Here is a 16,506-nt window from a genome sequence, read left to right on the forward strand (position 1 = left end):
AAGCCCCGTGGGACGCCTTCGAAGATGAAAAGGGCGCCGGTTGAGCAACAGGGAGCGGATGCGGACGCGCACGTCCACACATCCACGACAACATGACAAAACGCATCGTTAAAGTTGCAATGGCACTCTGCCTCGCGGGCATGGCGCTCGCCACGCAGGCGAACGACGCGCGCGCGGCGCCGGCTTCGGGCCTCGCCGCCGCGGGCACGCAGCACCCGACCCTCGATCTCACCGTGGGCGCGCAACAGACGCTCGCAGCCGGTCACGCGCTCACGCGCGTGGCGGTGGGCGATCCATCGGTGGCCGACGTGCTGATCGTGAAGGGTGCGGGCGGCGGCGTGCTGCTCGTCGGCAAGGCTGCGGGCACGACGAGCGTGATGCTCTGGGAGCGCAACCGCGAGGCGCCCGTCACCTACACCGTGAACGTCACGACGAACGCGGCGCGCGCGCTGCTTTCGGACGACACGCCGAGCGTCAAGGTGCTGGGCGGCACGGCGCTCATCGGCGGCTCGACACCCACGCTCGAGAAGCACCAGCGCGCCGTGGTGGCGGCCAACGGCTCCATCGGCAAAGACGGCACAGTGTTCGACACGTCGACCATCGCCACGCGCGCCGTCGTGCAGGTGGACGTGCGCGTGGTCGAGTTCAGCCGCCAGGTGTTGAAGCAGGTGGGCTTCAACTTCTTCCGCCAGAACAACGGCTTCTCGTTCGGCACGTTTTCTCCGACTTCTTCGACAGCCGTTTCCAACAACCAGCTCTCTGTATTGCAGACGCCGATTTCGTCCGCGTTCAACCTCGTGTTCCAGTCGGCCTCGCACGGCATCTTCTCGGACCTGAGCCTCATGGAGAGCAACAACCTCGCGCGCATTCTCGCCGAGCCCACGCTCGTCGCGCTCTCGGGCCAGAGCGCGAACTTCCTCGCGGGCGGCGAGATTCCGGTGCCGGTGCCGCAGGCGCTCGGCACCACGTCGATCGAATACAAGCCCTATGGCGTGGGGCTCACGCTCACGCCGACGGTGCTCTCGCCGCAGCGCATCGCGCTCAAGGTCGCGCCTGAAGCGAGCCAGCTCGATTTCGTGCACGCCGTCACGATCAACGGCATCGCGGTGCCGGCCATCACGACGCGGCGCGCCGACACCACCGTGGAACTGGGCGACGGCGAGAGCTTCGTGATTGGCGGGCTGATCGATCGCGAGACCGCGTCGAACGTGGACAAGGTGCCGGTGCTCGGCGACCTGCCCGTGATCGGCGCGTTCTTCAAGCAGCTCAACTATCAGCAGAACGACAAGGAACTGGTGATCATCGTGACGCCGCATCTCGTTTCGCCGCTCGCAAAAGGCGCGGCCTTGCCCGCGACGCCGGGCGAGCAGGCCGAACAGCGCGATGGTTCCGTGTGGCGCTCGTTCATTGGCGGCGCGTTGTCGCGCGATGCCGCGCCGGGGTTCTCGCGATGAACGCCCCGGCACGACGACGGCTCACGACTCAATGGTCATGGTCGACACCATGGCCCCAGCAACCAATCACGCCGCGCACGACAACCCGGTCGCAGGGAGAAGTCCAACATGAACGCGAGAACGCAGGCTTTGACTGAGCGCGCCGTCGCCGACTATTTCGTGTTCGCGTCGCTGGCCGGCGCGCACGTGGAATGGCTGGCCGACACGCTCGTGGCAGTAGGCGCCGTGGACGCGGTCACGCTCGACCCGACGCTCCTCACGCAGCGCATCGCGGCGCTCAACCCGTCGCTCGTGTTCGTCGATTTTTCGGGCGGCCACGTGGCTGCGGCCAGTGCCGCCGTCGCGGCCGCGCGCGCTGCGTATCCCGGCTTGCAGATCGTCGCGGTGGGCTCGCTTGCCGAACCCGAAAGCGCGCTCGCCGCGCTGCGCGCCGGCGTGCGCGATTTCGTCGATCTGGCGGCGCCGGCCGACGACGCGCGTCGCATCGCACGCCAGGTGCTCGACAACCTCGTGGAGCCCGTGAGTCGCCACGGCCGGCTCGCGGTGCTGCTCGGCGCGCGCATCGGTATGGGCGTGAGCACGCTCGCCGCGAACCTCGCCGTCACGCTGGCACGACGTGACGCGGCGCTCGGCCGCCAGGCGGCGCTGCTCGATCTCGGCCTGCCCGCGGGCGACGGCACCTTGCTGCTCAATACGCGCAGCGAATTCCATTTCGTCGAGGCCGTGCGCAACGTGCGCCGCTTCGATCAGACCTTCGTGCACACGGCGCTGTCGCGCCACACGAGCGGCCTTGCGCTCACCACGCTGCCGCCGAACCTCGCGGAGATGCGCGAGGTCTCGTACGCGTCGTCGCTCGCGTTGCTCGCGCGGCTGCGCGCGTTTTTCGACCAGCAGATCGTAGATCTGGGCGGCTTCACCAACAGCGAGTTCATCGCGCAGGTCGTGCAGGCCGCCGACGAGACCTGGCTCGTATGCGACCAGGGCGTGGCGTCGATCGTCTCGGCGGTGGGCGTGCTCGATGCGCTGCGCGCCGAGGACGTGGATACGAGCGGCGTGCGGCTCGTCGTGAACCGCTTCGAGCCGCAACTCGATCTCACCGCCGCGCAGATCGCAGAGCGTCTCGACGTGGAGCTGCTTGCCGTGCTGCCCGAGCGGCGCGTGGCGCTCGGGCAGGCGGCGAACCGCGGCCAGCTGCTGGCCGACGCTTCGCCGCGCGACCCGTACGTGCGCGCGCTCGAACCGCTGATCGAACGGCTGGGCGGGCCTGCGGCGAGCGCGGGGCTGCCGGCCCGCGCCACGCGCGCATACCCGGCGCTCGCGGCTCTCGCGGCGCTGCGGCGTCTTCTTCCAACCTCAACGAAGCGGTCATAGACGATGGCAAAAGACATCGAGTTCGCCGACGACACGCCGATGTTCGCGCAGAGCCAGCAGTTCCAGGACATCAAGAACGCGGCGCACGAGCATCTTCTTACGCGCATCGAAGAGCTGGGCGCGGAGTTCGGCCGCTGGTCGCGCAACGCGATCGGTCAGTTCGTGGATCTGGAGATGGACAGCTTCGTGAGGCTGCGCCGCATCCCGATCAACGAGGCCGAGGTGCGCCAGATTGCCGAGGCGCTCACCAAGGAGCTGGCGGGCTTCGGGCCGATCGAAGACCTGCTCAACGATCCGGCCGTGGAAGACATCCTCGTGAACGGCTACAGCGACGTGTACGTGTCGCGCCACGGCATGCTCACGAAGATCCCCGTGCGCTTCGCCGACAACGCGCATCTCTTGCGCATCGTGCGGCGCATTCTCGCGCCCATCGGGCGGCGTCTCGACGAATCGAACCCGATGGTGGATGCGCGCCTGCCCGACGGCGGGCGCATCAACGTGGTGATCGAACCGCTTTCCATCGACGGCCCCGTCGTCTCCATCCGCAAGTTCCGCAAAGATCCGCTGCGCCCCGACGACCTGCTCGGCAACGGCACCTACAACGCGGAGATCGGCGCGCTGCTCGAAGCGGCGGTGGCCGCGCGCTGCAACGTGCTCGTGTCAGGCGGCACGAGTTCGGGCAAGACGTCGCTGCTCAACGCGCTCGCGTTCCACATTCCTGAGCCGGAGCGTGTGGTGACGATCGAAGATACGGCCGAACTGTCGCTCAACCATCCGCACGTGGTGCGGCTGGAGAGCCGGCCCGGCGGCTTCGACGGCACGGGTGTGGTCTCGATTCGCGACCTGCTGCGCAACACGCTGCGCATGCGGCCGGACCGCATCATCGTGGGCGAAGTGCGCGGCGGCGAAGTGCTGGAGATGCTCCAGGCCATGAACACGGGCCACGACGGATCGATGGGCACCGTGCACGCCAGTTCGCCGCGCGAGTGCCTGTACCGCCTCGAAATGCTGGCGGGCTTCGCGGGCTTCCAGGGCACCGAGTCGAGCCTGCGCCGCCAGATCGCGAATGCCATCGACTTCATCGTGCAGATCGGGCGGCTTTCCAACGGGCGTCGCCGCATTCTGTCGGTGACAGAGGTCACCGGGCTCGCGGACAACATCATCGCGACGCAGGAGCTTTATCGCTACGAGCCGCTCACGACGCCCGAGGGCGAAGAGGTGGACCAGTGGACGTCGCTCGGCATCCATCCGCATTCGCCGAAGCTCGCGCGCTTCCGCCAGACGCTGGGGGCGGGTGGTGGGTACGGTGGCAGCTATGGTGGCAACTACGGCGGTGAGCCTGGCGGCTTCGGTAGCGACTTCGGCGGCGGGGCGGGTGGCGGCTTTGGCGGAGGGTTCGGCGGAGGACGCGGCGGAGGCTCGCGTGGCTAGCGCCGTCGCGCTATTGATCGCGGCCTTCGCGTTGCTCTGCGCGGCGGCGGCGCTGTTGCTCTGGCGCAGCGGCGCGCAGCGCAGCGACCGCGCGGCGGCCGCGCGTTTCGTGGAGAGCCGTGTGGCGTCGGCGGCGCAGGGGGCGGCGCTTGCCGGGCAGGGGCTGCACGCCGCACAGGCTGGGCTCGCTGCACAGGCGGCTCCCTACTCGGCCCATGCCGCCCACGCAAGCCAGGCGGCCCGCCCGGCGCCGAGATTTACGGCGGCAGCCCAGACGCTCATGAGCGCAACCCCTGGCCGCGGCGCGCCGCTCGTCGCGCACGTCCAGTACTGGAAGGCGCGTGTCATCACCGCGATCGACAACACGTTGCGCCGCGCCGGCATCGGCAATGCGCGCATGCCGTTGCTCTGCGTGTCACTCGGCACGCTGGCGCTCGCGATATGGGCGTTTGCGCGCGGCGGCGTGTGGGGCGTGCTGGCCACGCTCGCATTCGTTTCGGCCGGGCTCGGCTTCGTCGTGTCGCGGCGGGCGTACCGGCGGCGCGAAAAAATCGTGCGGCAGCTGCCGTCGTTTCTGGATGGCATCGTGCGGCTCATCGTGCTCGGCAACAGCGTGCCGGCCGCGTTCCAGGCAGCGCTGCAAACCACCGAGGCACCGCTGCGCGAGTGCCTCGACCACGTCTCGCGCCTCTTGCGCAGCGGCGTGGAGATAGACCGCGCGCTCTATCACGTGGCCGGCGTGTACGGCACGCGCGAACTGGAACTGGTGGGCGCCGTGCTGCGCCTCTCGGTCAAATACGGCGGACGCGCGGACGTCATGCTCGATCGCATGGCGACCTTCATGCGCGACCTCGAACAGGCGGGCCGCGAGCTTGCCGCGATGTCGGCGGAGACGCGGCTTTCGGCCTGCGTGCTGGCGTTGCTGCCGCTGGCCATCGGCGGCTTTCTCGTGCTCACGAACCCGAAGTACTTCGGCACGATGTGGTACGACGAGGCGGGGCGGCGGCTCGTGTTCGTCGCGTTCGGGCTGCAGGCCTTCGGCGCGTGGATGCTGTACCGGCTCACGCGCCTGCGGAGCGGCACATGAGGAGCGGCACATGAACGCCGGGTCGCTGTTCACCGCCGCGCTGGTGCTGGGCGCGCTTGGCTGCGCGCTGCTCGCGGCGCATGCGCTGGTGCGGCTCGCGGGCACAAGGCGCAGCGCGCGCACGCTCGCAATGGCGCTCGAGGCGCGGGCCGCGGCTGCGGCGATGGCGTCTTCTTCTGTTGCTGCCCAGGCGGCGGCGCGCATGCGTCCGGCTGGCGCGGTGGGTACCGCGGCGAGTTCGGCTGCAGGTGCCAGTCCGGGCGCAGCGGCGCGCGCAAGCGCCGCTGCAGCCGCGGGCGTGAACGGCATGGCGGGCATGACAGGTTCTGCCGCGCAGGCCGCAAGTCGAACGGCGGGCGGCGCCGGCAAACGCCCACAGCCGCGCGGCCTCGCCGCATGGGTGGACCGCATGGCCGACGCGGGCGTGCGCTGGCTCGATACGCCGTTCGGCCGCCAGGCCGTGGCCGACGAAGAGCGGCGTCTGCTCGAACAATGCGGCTTCGTGGACGCCCGCTCGCGCGGGCTTTTCCTGATGGCGCGCCTGGCGTCGGCGATTGCAGTTGCGACGTTCGCCGTCTGGTTCATGCACGGCGGCGTGGCCGCGTTCGACTGGATGGGCAGCGGCGTGATGCGGCTCTTCGTGCCGGCGGCGGGGCTCGTGCTCGGCTTCATGGTGCCGAAGGTCTACGTGCAGCGGCGTGCAGCCGGGCGCCGGCGCGCCGTGGTGGACGAGCTACCCATGCTGGTCGATCTGCTGCGCCTGCTGCAGGGCGTGGGCCTTTCACTCGACCAGAGCCTCCAGGTGCTCGTCAACGAATTTCGCGGCGTGCTGCCGGTGCTCGCGGGCGAACTCGAAATCGCGCAGCGTCAGTTCACGGCGGGCCGCACGCGCGAGCAGTCGCTGCAGCGGCTCGCATCGAGCTACGACAACGAGGACCTGCGCGCCGTCGTGCGGCTTCTGATCCAGGTGGACCGGCACGGCGGCGCCGTGCAGGAACCGCTTCGGCAGTTCGGCGACCGCCTGCGCGAAGTGCGGCGCGCGATGCTGCGCGAGCGCATCGGCCGGCTCACCGTGAAGATGACCGCGGTGATGATCCTCACGCTGCTGCCCGCGCTGCTGATCGTCACCGCAGGGCCGGGTGTGCTCTCCGTTACGCACTCGCTGGCGTCAGTGCACCCGCACCGGTAGCACTGCGCACGAGGGCACGGGGATCGCACATGGAAATGAACGGGAAGGAACAAGGGGAACCGCGCCATGAAGGAAGCGTCATGAACCACGTCAGCGAGACGCTGCGCCGTACGCTCGCGCTGGCCGCCGTTGCACTGCTGGGCGCCTGCGCGTTCAAGGAGCAGGGCTACGGCGTGGGCGCGCAGGCCGAACGGGAGGCGAAGCTGCAGCAGGCGAGCCAGGCCGCGTCCGATAAGCCCGACACGCCCGGCATGTACCTGGGCCTCATCGACCGGATGCAGGCGCAGGGGCTCTATTACGCGTCGCTCGCACACATCGACGCCTACGAGAAGCAGTACGGCGCGTCGCCCGAGTCGATCCTGCTGCGCGCCGATGCGTTGCGTGCCACGGGTCAGCCGGCGGCAAGCGCGGACGCCTACCGGCAACTGCTCGCCACGCCGCTTGCGGCGCGCGGGCATCGCGGACTGGGTTTGCTGGCGGGCGGGGCGGGCGACTTCACGCGTGCGGCCACGGAGCTTCAGGAGGCGGTGCGCCTTGCGCCCACGGATGCGTCCACGCTTTCCGATCTCGGCTATGCGCTGCTGCGCAGCGGCGACGTAACGGGCGCGCGCGTGCCGTTGATGAAGGCCGCGGAACTCGATCAGCACAATCCGAAGATTGTGAGCAACGTGGTGCTGTTTCTCGTCGCGGATGGACAGAACGCCGAAGCGCAGGCCGTGATGAAGCAGCAGAACATCGCGCCCGAGGTGCGCGCGGCGATCCGCAGCGACGCCGCGAAGGTCGCGCAGGCGAGCCGGCTGCGCCAGCGCGCCGCGGCACGTGCGCATCTGTCGGAGACGGGCAGTGCAGGCCGTGCGGACACGGGCAGTATCGAACGACCGGCTGTTGGCGAGACCATGCCGATGGCGAGCATGCAGATGGGCCAGTCGGGCCAGTCGGGCATCGAGGTATCGCCGCGGCTCTTGCAGCGCTTCTCGCAATAGCGAAGGCATGCGGCGGGGAAAGAACGAAGGCAGGGAGGAAAACATGAAGACCACTGATCGGCGCGCGCATGGGGCGGCTGGTGTGCCGCGCTCCTGGGCGTCGGCGCTTTTTGCGTCTGCGTTCGCTTTTGCGTTCGCGCCGTGGCTCGTCGTCGGTACGGCTCAGGCCCAGGAGAGCCCCCGTGTTGCCGAGGCGCAGGCGCCGGCCGCCATCAAGGCCAGCGAAATCGGCCACGCCGCCGCGGCCTGGCTCGCACTCCAGCGCAGCAACGCCGCGGCCGCGCCCGCGCAACCCACGCTCGGCGCCGAAGCGACGCTGGCTTACCAGCGCTATCTCGAATCGTTCAAGTCGAAGATACCGGAACGCTTCGACTCGTCGATGGGCCAGGGCGGCAACGGCGCAGGCGTGCTCGTGGGGTACGGCGGCACGCCGCCGTCGAACTGACATGCTCACTGGCTGCATTCGTCGTCGTGTCCCTTCCGGCGTCCGTCGTCGGGCCGCTCTGCGCGCGCCTCGCCGCGGGCCGCGGAAACAACGACAACGCGGCTCGGTCGCGATCCTCGGCCTTGCGTGGATGCTCGTGGCGGTAGCGGCGCTCGGCGCCATCGACGTGGGCAACGTCTACTTCGCCCGACGCACGTTGCAGCGCGTCGCGGACATGGCCGCCATCGCGGGCGCGCAGACGATGTCGGGCGCAACGGGATGCGCGGGCGCCACGGCTTCGGCGCAAGCGAACGCCACCCAGGTGAACGGCCTGCCGTCCACGGGCACCATCACGGTGACCTGCGGGCGCTGGGATCCGTCGTCGAACACGTTGCAGCCGTACTTCGGCACCATGGGCGCACCGCTCAACGCCGTGCAGGTGACGGTGGCGCGCCAGGTGCCGTACTTCTTCGTCGGGCCTGCGCGCGAGGTGCAGGCCACTGCCATCGCGCAATCCACCAACATCGGCACGTTCTCGCTCACCACTACGCTCGCGACGCTCCAGGGCGGCCTGCTGAACAGCTTGCTGGGCGCCTTGCTCGGCACGAGCCTCAATCTCGACGTTGCCTCGTACCAGGCGCTCGCCTCCGCGCAGATCAAGCTGGGCGATCTCGCAGCCGCCGTGGGCGCCGCTTCGGTGAGCGAGCTGCTCGCCACGCAGATCCAGGTGCGCGATCTCGCCCGCGCCATGGTGACTGCGCTCGCGGCCAGCAACGTGGCGAGCGCCAGTGCCACGAGCGCGCTTGGCTCGCTCGCTGCGTCGATTCCTTCGGGACCGTCGATCAACATCGGCAGCAGCGCGGGCGCGGGCAATCCGCTGCTGGCCGTGGGGCTCGCGGATGCGCAGTCCGCCGCGTCGGCCACCGTCAATCCGCTCGACATGCTGCTCGTGGCCGCCGAGATCGCCAACGGCCAATCCACCATCAATCTGGGCGCGGCACTGAACCTTGGGCCGCTCGCCAACGTCACGGCGCAGGCCCGCATCCTGGAGCCGCCCGTGATCGCGGTGGGCGAGGCGGGACAGGACGCCGCCGGCAACTGGCGCACCACGGCGCATTCGGCCGAGGTGCGGCTCTATCTCGACGTGAGCCTGCTCAACATCGATCTCGGGCTCGTCAATCTGACGGCGCTGAATTTGCCCGTCTACCTCGAAACGGGCGGCACCGGCAACGCGCGGCTGGAAAGCACGCGCTGCACGGCGTCGCGGGCCACGAGCCAGAGCACGATCGGCGTGCAGCCCGGCGTGCTGGGCGTGTGCGTGGGCGGCAACGCCGCCGCGAACTTCACGAACTACAGCCAGCCGTCCAGCTGCACGCAGCCTGCCGCCGTGACGACGCTGACGGTGGGCATCCCGCCCGCGGCTCTGAGCGTGACCGTCAACGTCGGCGACCCGACCAACAAGACGGGGCTGCAGCTTCAGCTTGCCCCATCGACCACGGGTTACACCTCGCTCAACTTCAACGGCGTGGTCGGCGACAGCGACGACTACCAGTCCGTCAATTCGAACGCACTGGGCAGCGCGGCGGGCGGCCTGCTGACGCAACTGGCCACGCAACTGCCGAATTCGATCTACGCGACGCTCAACGGCGTGAACGTCACGTCCGTGGTCGGCGTCGTGCTCGCGCCGCTGCTCGACCTGCTTGTCAAGGCGCTCGCGCCTGTTCTGGATTCGCTCGACGTGCTGCTCGTGCCGCTGCTGCAACTGCTCGGCGTGCAGCTCGGCGTCGCCACCGTGCACGACAGCGGTCTGTCGTGCGGCGAGGCTCAACTGGTTTATTGACACCCACCCATGAGAACCCCCACCAAAATCGAGGAACTCGACGTCTACGTCTGGGAAGGCAAGGCGGACATCGTCGACCGGGTTGCCCGCTGCATGGCCAGCTTCGACGTCGAAGTGATCCGCGCCGACGACATCGCCATCTCGCCGGAGCGCTCGGCGCTGCGTCCGTCGCTTGCCATCATCAGCGTGAGCGTGATCGACTCGGGCGCGCTCGTGCTGCGCGACTGGCAGGCGGCGCACGGCATGCCCGTGGTGTGGGTCGGCCAGGCGCCGCGCGACCACGATCCCGCCATGTACCCGGCCGAGTATTCGCACATCCTGCCGCTCGATTTCACCTGCGCCGAACTGCGCGGCATGATCTCGAAGCTCGCGCTGCAGCTGCGCGCGCATTCGGCGCAAACGGCCGCATCGGACGCGCTCGTGGCCAGCTCCGAATGCATGCAGGCGCTGCTGCACGAAGTGGACACCTTCGCGGATTGCGAAACGAGCGTGCTCGTGCACGGCGAAACCGGCGTGGGCAAGGAGCGCATCGCGCAGTTGTTGCACGAGAAGCACACGCGCTACGGCAAGGGGCCGTTCATCGCCGTGAACTGCGGGGCCATTCCCGACGGCCTCTTCGAGTCGCTGTTCTTCGGCCACGCAAAAGGCTCGTTCACGGGCGCGGTGGTGGCACACAAGGGCTATTTCGAACAGGCCGACGGCGGCACGCTTTTTCTCGACGAGATCGGCGACCTGCCGCTCTACCAGCAGGTGAAGCTGCTGCGCGTGCTCGAGGACGGCGCGGTGACGCGCATCGGCTCTCCGGCGGCGGTCAAGGTGGACTTCCGGCTGGTCGCGGCGACCAACAAGAACCTGCCGCAACTCGTGAAAGACGGGGCCTTCCGCGCCGATCTTTACTACCGGCTCGCCGTGATCGAACTCAAGGTGCCCTCGCTGGAGGAGCGCGGCGCGGTGGACAAGATCGCGCTCTTCAAGGCGTTCATCGCGACGGTGGTGGGCGCCGAGCGGCTCGCGGCGCTGCCCGACCTGCCTTACTGGCTCGCGGACGCCGTCGCGGACATGTACTTCCCCGGCAACGTGCGGGAGTTGCGCAACCTGGCCGAACGGATCGGCGTGACGGTGCGCCAGGTCGGCTCATGGGACGCGGCGCGCCTGCAGCGGCTGCTCGCGCTCGTGCGTAGCACCCAGCCCGTGCCCGCCGAAAGCGTCGCCGAGGTGCTGGTGGACCGCAGCAAGTGGGACATGGCCGAACGCAACCGGGTGCTCGCGGCCCTTGACGCGAACGGCTGGCGCCGCCAGGACACGGCGCAGCATCTCGGCATCAGCCGCAAGGTGTTGTGGGAAAAGATGCGGAAGTACCAAATTTTCGAGGAGGAACCCGAAAGCCGGGAAACTGAGTAATAATGACCCCCGAATTGTTAAAACTAAAACTGTTCGAGCAGGGGTTACATGGACCAGAAGTCAAAACTTCGACAGATCGCGCTCGTCGCGATGTTGACAATCGGGGGAGTGCAAGCCGGCTGCGCGCAAACCGCACCGGCTGAGAGCGGGGCAACGGGGAGTGCGGGGACGGCAGGGGCAGTAGAGTCCCAGCCGGCAGTACCGGCGCCCTTGCCGGTGGTCACGCCGGCCGCCGCGTCTTCCACTGCGGCTGCCAGCGCAAACGATTCCGCGACGGACGGCGGCAATGTGGCGGAACTGCAACGTATGATCCACGGCCCTGACCTGGCCGAACTGCGCACCACCTACAACGGCAGCTACGGCGCGAGCCTCCTGTTCTACGCCAAAGAGATGACGTACTACGTCGCGCTGTTCCAGCAGAAGACCTTCTGGCGCGTCATCAAGACCACCGACGAAACCCGTGCAGAAGCCATCTACCGCGATTTCGCGCGGCAGACGGTACAGCTGTCGGACGTCGAGATTCGCCGCACGCGGCTCGAAGCGCAGAAGGCGTTCACCGAGCGCCTGATTGCCTTGCAGCAGGTGCGCGCAAACCGCCTCGAGGCCGACCTTTCGGTGGCGCGCCAGCAGCAGGCTGCTGTGGCGACCCAGCAGAAGGAAACCCGCCAGCAGGCGAGTGCGCTGCAGAACCAGAAGGCCGCGGCGCAGGACCAGCTGCGTGCGACCCAGCACCAGGTGCGCGAGCTCCAGCGTCAGCTGGAAAGCGGCTTGCCGACGCACTGATTCGCGGCGTTTGCGACGAGCATGACGGCTGCGGCGGTGCGCCGCAGCCAGCTTCAGTATGTGCCGGCTTCCGGCGCGCCGTTCGGTGCGCCTTTTGTGCCTGCTTCAGGCGCGTGTGGGCGAGCGTGCTCGCAGTGTCGTTGCGCGATTCGCGCCGTGCCGCTTGCCTACGTCTTGTTCTTCCCCTTGTCCTCCGGTTCCGTGGGGTCGACCGCAATCGGGTCGCTGGCAGGGAAGGTTTCTTCGAGCGCCTCGTCGAGCCGCTCGTCCGCCGGCTCGACGGGATGTGCCGCGTCGGGTTGCGGCCTGCCAGGCTGCGGCGTGGAGGGAGCGGGCTTCGTCATGGCGTTCTCCGGGGCATCGGCTGATCCTGAGAAGGATAGTTCAACCGTGCGCGGGTGCGAGGCGCTTCGGCCAGGCTCGTCACGCTAAAGCCCGGCATCTATCGACGCAGCCTCGACGCAGCCTCGACGCAGCCTCGACGTGCCCTCGGCTCGCCCTGCATTGAACCGTCCGATGAAAGCCAAACGCAAATGTCACGCTGCACGTTTATCGTGGGCAGCGAGTGGCACTTGCGATCTCTTTTCGCAATTTGTCCAGACGCAAAAGTGGCCGCCAGTTCTTACGTTAAGGTTACGACTGTACTAGCCTTGTAGAGGCTGCCACAGGTCGCCACATTTCTACAATTTCCCGCTACGACATTCGTCTTCGGAGTGTCGCGGATGCGGCACGCATCGTGCTCTTTCTCCGCACACAAACAAGGTGCACGTACATGGAAACAGCCCGAAGGGAAAGGATGCGGCGCATCCACGCCTCGCATCTGGTCGAGGCCGAGCTGGAACATCTGGAATGGGCCACGCGCCAGCCTATGCGCCGGCCGCTGAGCGCCGGCTACTGGCGCCGCCGGGTGCTGGCCGTCAAGACCGACTTCGAACTCACGCAGCAACAGGACAGACGGCTCGAAATGCTGCTCGCGCGGCTCGACAACGTGCCCGCTTAGCGCCGCGGGCGCCGCGCCGTGCCCAGCGCGCGTCGGGGTCGGTGGCGGTGGTGTACAAAACAATCCGCGCCGCCGGCCGCATTGGGCCCGCTGTAGAACCATCATCGTTTGGAGAGCGCAGGGCGTCGCGCCCATGTGTGCAAAGGGCGCCGCATTCGGGCGCCCTTGGGCGATGTACGTCGTGCCGCGCAACACGACACGACAGCTCACAACGAAGCGTCGGGCGCTCAGCCGGTCTTGATTACTCGTGGCCGCCGGAGTTGCCGCCACCGTCCCCGTGGCCGCCGTTGCCCGTATCGCCATGACCGCCGTTGCCGGCGTTGCCGTAGAGCCGCCGGCGGCGCGTCACGACCACCGGTCCTTCGGACGACGACGTGCGCTCGCCGCCGGGCGAGGGCGTGCCGCCCGTGCCTTGCGCGTCGCGTGGTTCGCGCGATTCACGCGGACCATGCATGCCGTGCGGGCCACGGGTGCTGCCATGCTCGCCGTGCGACGGGCGGCCCGTGCGCGGCCCGGGGCGCGTGCCCGTATCGAGCTGGATGGTGGAAATGGCGCGCTTGTAAATGCCTTGCAGGCCGACGGGCGTGCGCAGCATCACCAGGTACTGATCGAACGACTCGATGCAACCCGTCAGGCGAATGCCGTTGACGAGGTAAATCTCCACGCGCTTGCGTTCCTTGCGCGCGGCGTTCATGAAGTCGTTTTGCGGATGCGATTCTGCGGAAGGCATGGATGTTCGAGGCGGGCGGCGCAACGCCGCAGTAATGGGAAAACGATTGCTCGCCGCGATTCTACCCTGTGTAGGGCGAGCGCGCGCTGACTGGACAAAACACGCCCACTATAGACGCTTGCGCCGGCCTGCGCACTACGAGAGCGTCATGTTACGTCTCGTTACGAACCGAGCGCCTCTGGACCGCCTGCCGACCGGCGCGAGTGGCGTGTCTTGTCGCTTGCGCTTGCCTGTGTCCGCGGCATCGGTTTAGGTCGTGCCCGCGATGAGCGTCCGCGCATGCCATCCGGCCGTGCGCCGCCGGAAGAAAAACGGCTTGCCTGGAATAAATGTGTTTGCCCGCGCGTTCAGGTGACAGGTAGCGCATCTGCGGCTGCCTCCCTTGCCCACCGCCATCGTGGCGTGCGGCTTTGCCGCCGCCTGCCGCGAGACGTCTTTCGGAGACGACACATGAAATCGCCACGCCTTTTCTCTCTTCTCGTGATGCTCTGCGCGCTCGCGCTGTCCTCGCTTGCCACGGCGTGCTCGACCGGCAGCGACATGAACTCCAGCAGCAGCGGCCAGTCGAGCGGCAGCAGCGGCGGTTATTGACGAGCCGCGATGTGCTTCGCCGTCCGCCGCAGGATTTCGAATCTGAAGTCGTCAGCTGGTTGCCGCAGGTGCGCCGTTACGCACGTGCCCTGACGGGCGATCCGGCATGGGCCGACGACCTCGTGCAGGACACCGCCGAGCGAGCGCTTTCGCGCTGGTCCGCGTTTCGTCCGCATAGCAATCTGCGCGCGTGGCTGTTCACGATTCTGCGCAACCTCTATGTGGATCAGCTGCGCGGCCGCCGCGAGTTCGCCGTCGATGACGAAAGCGCGCCCTGGCGCAACCTGGAAGCGCCGCGCAGCGAGGTGGATGGACTCGTGCTGCGCGATGTGGAGCGCGCGCTGTACTGCCTGACCGTCGAGCAGCGCGAGGTGTTGCTGCTCGTCGGCGTGGAGGAACTCAGCTATAGCGAGGCGGCCGCCGTGCTCGGCGTGCCGGCCGGCACGGTGATGTCGCGGCTCTCTCGCGCACGCGAGCATCTGCGCATGCTGCTCGCCGCCGGGCCCGCGGCGCGGCCCTGTACGTTGACCGTAGTGAGCAATTCGCGATGAACAACGACGACCACAGCCAGGGCCGGGGCCACACCAACCACGCCGATCCGCCCGCCGACGCGCTCGATGCCCGCACCTTGCAGGCGTTGTCCGCGTTCGTCGATGCGGAACTGCCAGAGCGCGCGCGCACGGAGATCGAGACGCGACTGGCCGCCGATCCCGCAGCCGTGAGCCGCGTAGCCGCGTACCGCGCGCAGAGAAACGCGTTGCGCGCGCTGTGTGCGGCGCAGTCGGGTGAAGCGGCATACGAATCGGGCAGTGAAACGGCCTATGTAGTGCTGCGCGCACGCGCGCCGTGGTGGCAGCGCGCGGGGCTGGCGGCGTGCTGGCTCGTCGCGGGCGCGGGACTTGCCATGACGCTCGCCGCGCTCGTTCCGCCGCTCTTCGAACATCACGACGGCTACGGCAAGCCCGCCGCGTTCGCGCAGCGCGCCGACGTGGCCTACGCAGTCTATTCGCCGGAGCGCCGCCACCCCGTGGAAGTGGGGGCGGACGATCAGGCACAGCTCGTCGCCTGGCTTTCGAAGCGGCTCGACCGGCCGCTCTCCGTCCCGTCGCTCGGCGATTACGGCTACACGCTCGTGGGTGGCCGTCTGCTGCCGGGCGACACCGGCCCGGCTGCGCAGTTCATGTACGAGAACGCCGCCGGCACGCGTCTCACGCTTTACGTCACGGGCGCCGCGAACCAGGCGGCCGCGCTGCGCACGTTGCGCGAAGGCGAGCGGCGCACCATCTACTGGATTACCGACCGCACCGGCTATGCGCTCTCCGGCCAGCTTCCCGAAGGCCGCCTGCATGCCATCGCCGTGGACGTCTGCACCGCGCTCGGCGGCAAGCCCGAACAGTGGTGAGCCGCGAAACATCGCGTAATAGGGCCCGCAACGGCCGCGCTGCGCTGCCGGAATAGCGTGACCCCGGCGAGGCGTTTACAACGTGCAGACCCCGCCTCACGGCGCACGACCGTCCCGACGCGAAGGTGCCTTCGCGACGTTGCTTCAGGCAGGCAGCGCAGCCGAAGCCACGCCGAAGCCAAGCTCGCCAGCCGTGCGCCGACGACAGGCGCGGGCCGTTGCAAGACTCAACCGTCGACGGCGTTGCATGGCCTGCGCATGCAGACGCGTGCCCGTTGGCGGTCCTGTTTGCAGGACGAACGTCATGCCGAATACCTTTGCTCGTACTCTGGGATTCGCTCTCGCCGCGACGCTGTACGGCTGCGCCGTGCCGCCGCCGAGCGAGACCCTGCCACCCGTGGCAGCCGTGCCGCTAAACGACACGCTGTGCCGCACCATCACGACGACAGCCGAGATAGACGGCCAGCCGCACACCGTGCGCGGCACCGCCTGCCGCCAGCCGGACGGCACGTGGCGCACGGACGCCAGTCCGCAAGCCACGGTCGTCTATCCGGGCCCCTATGCGGACTACGCCGACTACTATGATGACGGGTGGTACGGCGCCGCGCCTGTCACGGTGGTGGGCGGCGGATTCGTATTCTTCGACGGCTTTCATCACCACCCTCACGGGTTCCATGGCGGCGGTTTTCACGACCACGGTTTTCACGACCATGGCGGCTTTCATGGCGGTGGATTCCACAGCGGCGGCATGCATGCCTGGGCCGGCGGCGGCATGCATGGCGGCATGGGCGGCGGGAGGCGTTGAAATACGCCGAGGCGC

Annotated in this window: 17 protein-coding genes; 15 read left to right on the plus strand and 2 right to left on the minus strand. The window is 68.4% G+C overall.

The genetic code is table 11. The features are described from left to right. The first annotated feature begins 92 nt into the window (after positions 1–92). From PKKP23_RS06560 to PKKP23_RS06605, 10 genes are all read left to right on the plus strand, one after another. Positions 93–1,454: a type II and III secretion system protein family protein gene (locus PKKP23_RS06560; protein ID WP_126876269.1), complete on the plus strand. Its 1,362-nt coding sequence runs from the start codon at positions 93–95 to the stop codon at positions 1,452–1,454. 108 nt (positions 1,455–1,562) lie between these two features. Continuing rightward, on the plus strand, positions 1,563–2,825 hold the full coding sequence (locus tag PKKP23_RS06565) for a fimbrial protein (RefSeq protein WP_126876270.1): 1,263 nt from the start codon (positions 1,563–1,565) through the stop codon (positions 2,823–2,825). Between the two features lie 3 nt (positions 2,826–2,828). Then, a complete protein-coding gene (locus PKKP23_RS06570; RefSeq protein ID WP_126876271.1) occupies positions 2,829–4,256 on the plus strand; it encodes a TadA family conjugal transfer-associated ATPase in 1,428 nt (475 codons plus the stop codon). Next, positions 4,201–5,343, plus strand: a complete 1,143-nt coding sequence (locus tag PKKP23_RS06575; protein ID WP_126876272.1) for a type II secretion system F family protein — start codon at positions 4,201–4,203, stop codon at positions 5,341–5,343. The genes PKKP23_RS06570 and PKKP23_RS06575 overlap by 56 nt, the downstream gene beginning before the upstream one ends. A 10-nt stretch (positions 5,344–5,353) precedes the next feature. Next, a complete protein-coding gene (locus tag PKKP23_RS06580) occupies positions 5,354–6,532 on the plus strand; it encodes a type II secretion system F family protein (protein WP_126876273.1) in 1,179 nt (392 codons plus the stop codon). Positions 6,533–6,612: 80 nt separating this feature from the next. Then, entirely contained in the window at positions 6,613–7,515 is a 903-nt protein-coding gene (locus PKKP23_RS06585; protein ID WP_126876274.1) for a tetratricopeptide repeat protein, read from the plus strand. A 43-nt stretch (positions 7,516–7,558) separates the two neighbouring features. Then, positions 7,559–7,960, plus strand: a complete 402-nt coding sequence (locus PKKP23_RS06590) for a DUF3613 domain-containing protein (RefSeq protein WP_126876275.1) — start codon at positions 7,559–7,561, stop codon at positions 7,958–7,960. Between the two features lies 1 nt (position 7,961). Continuing rightward, positions 7,962–9,779, plus strand: a complete 1,818-nt coding sequence (locus PKKP23_RS06595; RefSeq protein WP_275094559.1) for a TadG family pilus assembly protein — start codon at positions 7,962–7,964, stop codon at positions 9,777–9,779. Between the two features lie 9 nt (positions 9,780–9,788). After that, positions 9,789–11,180 carry a sigma 54-interacting transcriptional regulator gene (locus PKKP23_RS06600; protein ID WP_126876277.1) on the plus strand — a complete coding sequence of 464 codons (1,392 nt, stop codon included), beginning with the start codon at positions 9,789–9,791 and terminating at the stop codon, positions 11,178–11,180. Positions 11,181–11,228: 48 nt separating this feature from the next. Next, on the plus strand, positions 11,229–11,963 hold the full coding sequence (locus tag PKKP23_RS06605) for a DUF2968 domain-containing protein (RefSeq protein ID WP_126876278.1): 735 nt from the start codon (positions 11,229–11,231) through the stop codon (positions 11,961–11,963). Positions 11,964–12,130: 167 nt separating this feature from the next. On the opposite strand, the gene PKKP23_RS34020 is transcribed toward PKKP23_RS06605, so the two are convergent. Beyond that, entirely contained in the window at positions 12,131–12,307 is a 177-nt protein-coding gene (locus PKKP23_RS34020) for a hypothetical protein (RefSeq protein WP_168724533.1), read from the minus strand. Between the two features lie 428 nt (positions 12,308–12,735). On the opposite strand from PKKP23_RS34020, the gene PKKP23_RS06610 reads away from it, so the two are divergent. Continuing rightward, on the plus strand, positions 12,736–12,963 hold the full coding sequence (locus PKKP23_RS06610) for a hypothetical protein (protein WP_168724534.1): 228 nt from the start codon (positions 12,736–12,738) through the stop codon (positions 12,961–12,963). A gap of 241 nt (positions 12,964–13,204) precedes the next feature. On the opposite strand, the gene hfq is transcribed toward PKKP23_RS06610, so the two are convergent. Beyond that, positions 13,205–13,693 (minus strand): RNA chaperone Hfq, encoded by a 489-nt coding sequence (gene hfq / locus PKKP23_RS06615; protein ID WP_017776577.1) that lies wholly within the window; start codon positions 13,691–13,693, stop codon positions 13,205–13,207. Positions 13,694–14,143: 450 nt separating this feature from the next. Between hfq and PKKP23_RS34025 the strand changes: the two genes are divergently transcribed. From PKKP23_RS34025 to PKKP23_RS06630, 4 genes are all read left to right on the plus strand, one after another. Beyond that, a complete protein-coding gene (locus tag PKKP23_RS34025; RefSeq protein WP_168724535.1) occupies positions 14,144–14,284 on the plus strand; it encodes a hypothetical protein in 141 nt (46 codons plus the stop codon). 11 nt (positions 14,285–14,295) lie between these two features. Beyond that, on the plus strand, positions 14,296–14,835 hold the full coding sequence (locus PKKP23_RS06620; RefSeq protein WP_126876279.1) for an RNA polymerase sigma factor: 540 nt from the start codon (positions 14,296–14,298) through the stop codon (positions 14,833–14,835). Next, a complete protein-coding gene (locus PKKP23_RS06625) occupies positions 14,832–15,686 on the plus strand; it encodes an anti-sigma factor family protein (RefSeq protein ID WP_240658787.1) in 855 nt (284 codons plus the stop codon). Before PKKP23_RS06620 ends, PKKP23_RS06625 begins: the two co-directional genes overlap by 4 nt. A 304-nt stretch (positions 15,687–15,990) precedes the next feature. After that, positions 15,991–16,491, plus strand: coding sequence for a hypothetical protein (locus PKKP23_RS06630; RefSeq protein ID WP_126876280.1), 501 nt, complete (start codon positions 15,991–15,993; stop codon positions 16,489–16,491). Positions 16,492–16,506: the final 15 nt, after the last annotated feature.

The organism is Paraburkholderia kururiensis JCM 10599 = LMG 19447 (assembly GCF_003986935.1).
GTDB classification, from domain to species: domain Bacteria; phylum Pseudomonadota; class Gammaproteobacteria; order Burkholderiales; family Burkholderiaceae; genus Paraburkholderia; species Paraburkholderia kururiensis.

Bases quoted from the DNA above. Each gene is read 5' to 3' on its own strand.
- PKKP23_RS06605 (WP_126876278.1), top strand. From the start codon at position 11,229: ATGGACCAGAAGTCAAAACTTCGACAGATCGCGCTCGTCGCGATGTTG.
- PKKP23_RS06600 (WP_126876277.1), top strand. From the start codon at position 9,789: ATGAGAACCCCCACCAAAATCGAGGAACTCGACGTCTACGTCTGGGAA.
- PKKP23_RS06580 (WP_126876273.1), top strand. From the start codon at position 5,354: ATGAACGCCGGGTCGCTGTTCACCGCCGCGCTGGTGCTGGGCGCGCTT.
- PKKP23_RS34020 (WP_168724533.1), bottom strand. From the start codon at position 12,307: ATGACGAAGCCCGCTCCCTCCACGCCGCAGCCTGGCAGGCCGCAACCC.
- PKKP23_RS06585 (WP_126876274.1), top strand. From the start codon at position 6,613: ATGAACCACGTCAGCGAGACGCTGCGCCGTACGCTCGCGCTGGCCGCC.
- PKKP23_RS06560 (WP_126876269.1), top strand. From the start codon at position 93: ATGACAAAACGCATCGTTAAAGTTGCAATGGCACTCTGCCTCGCGGGC.
- PKKP23_RS06610 (WP_168724534.1), top strand. From the start codon at position 12,736: ATGGAAACAGCCCGAAGGGAAAGGATGCGGCGCATCCACGCCTCGCAT.
- PKKP23_RS34025 (WP_168724535.1), top strand. From the start codon at position 14,144: ATGAAATCGCCACGCCTTTTCTCTCTTCTCGTGATGCTCTGCGCGCTC.
- PKKP23_RS06590 (WP_126876275.1), top strand. From the start codon at position 7,559: ATGAAGACCACTGATCGGCGCGCGCATGGGGCGGCTGGTGTGCCGCGC.
- PKKP23_RS06630 (WP_126876280.1), top strand. From the start codon at position 15,991: ATGCCGAATACCTTTGCTCGTACTCTGGGATTCGCTCTCGCCGCGACG.
- PKKP23_RS06565 (WP_126876270.1), top strand. From the start codon at position 1,563: ATGAACGCGAGAACGCAGGCTTTGACTGAGCGCGCCGTCGCCGACTAT.
- hfq (WP_017776577.1), bottom strand. From the start codon at position 13,693: ATGCCTTCCGCAGAATCGCATCCGCAAAACGACTTCATGAACGCCGCG.
- PKKP23_RS06570 (WP_126876271.1), top strand. From the start codon at position 2,829: ATGGCAAAAGACATCGAGTTCGCCGACGACACGCCGATGTTCGCGCAG.
- PKKP23_RS06625 (WP_240658787.1), top strand. From the start codon at position 14,832: ATGAACAACGACGACCACAGCCAGGGCCGGGGCCACACCAACCACGCC.
- PKKP23_RS06595 (WP_275094559.1), top strand. From the start codon at position 7,962: ATGCTCACTGGCTGCATTCGTCGTCGTGTCCCTTCCGGCGTCCGTCGT.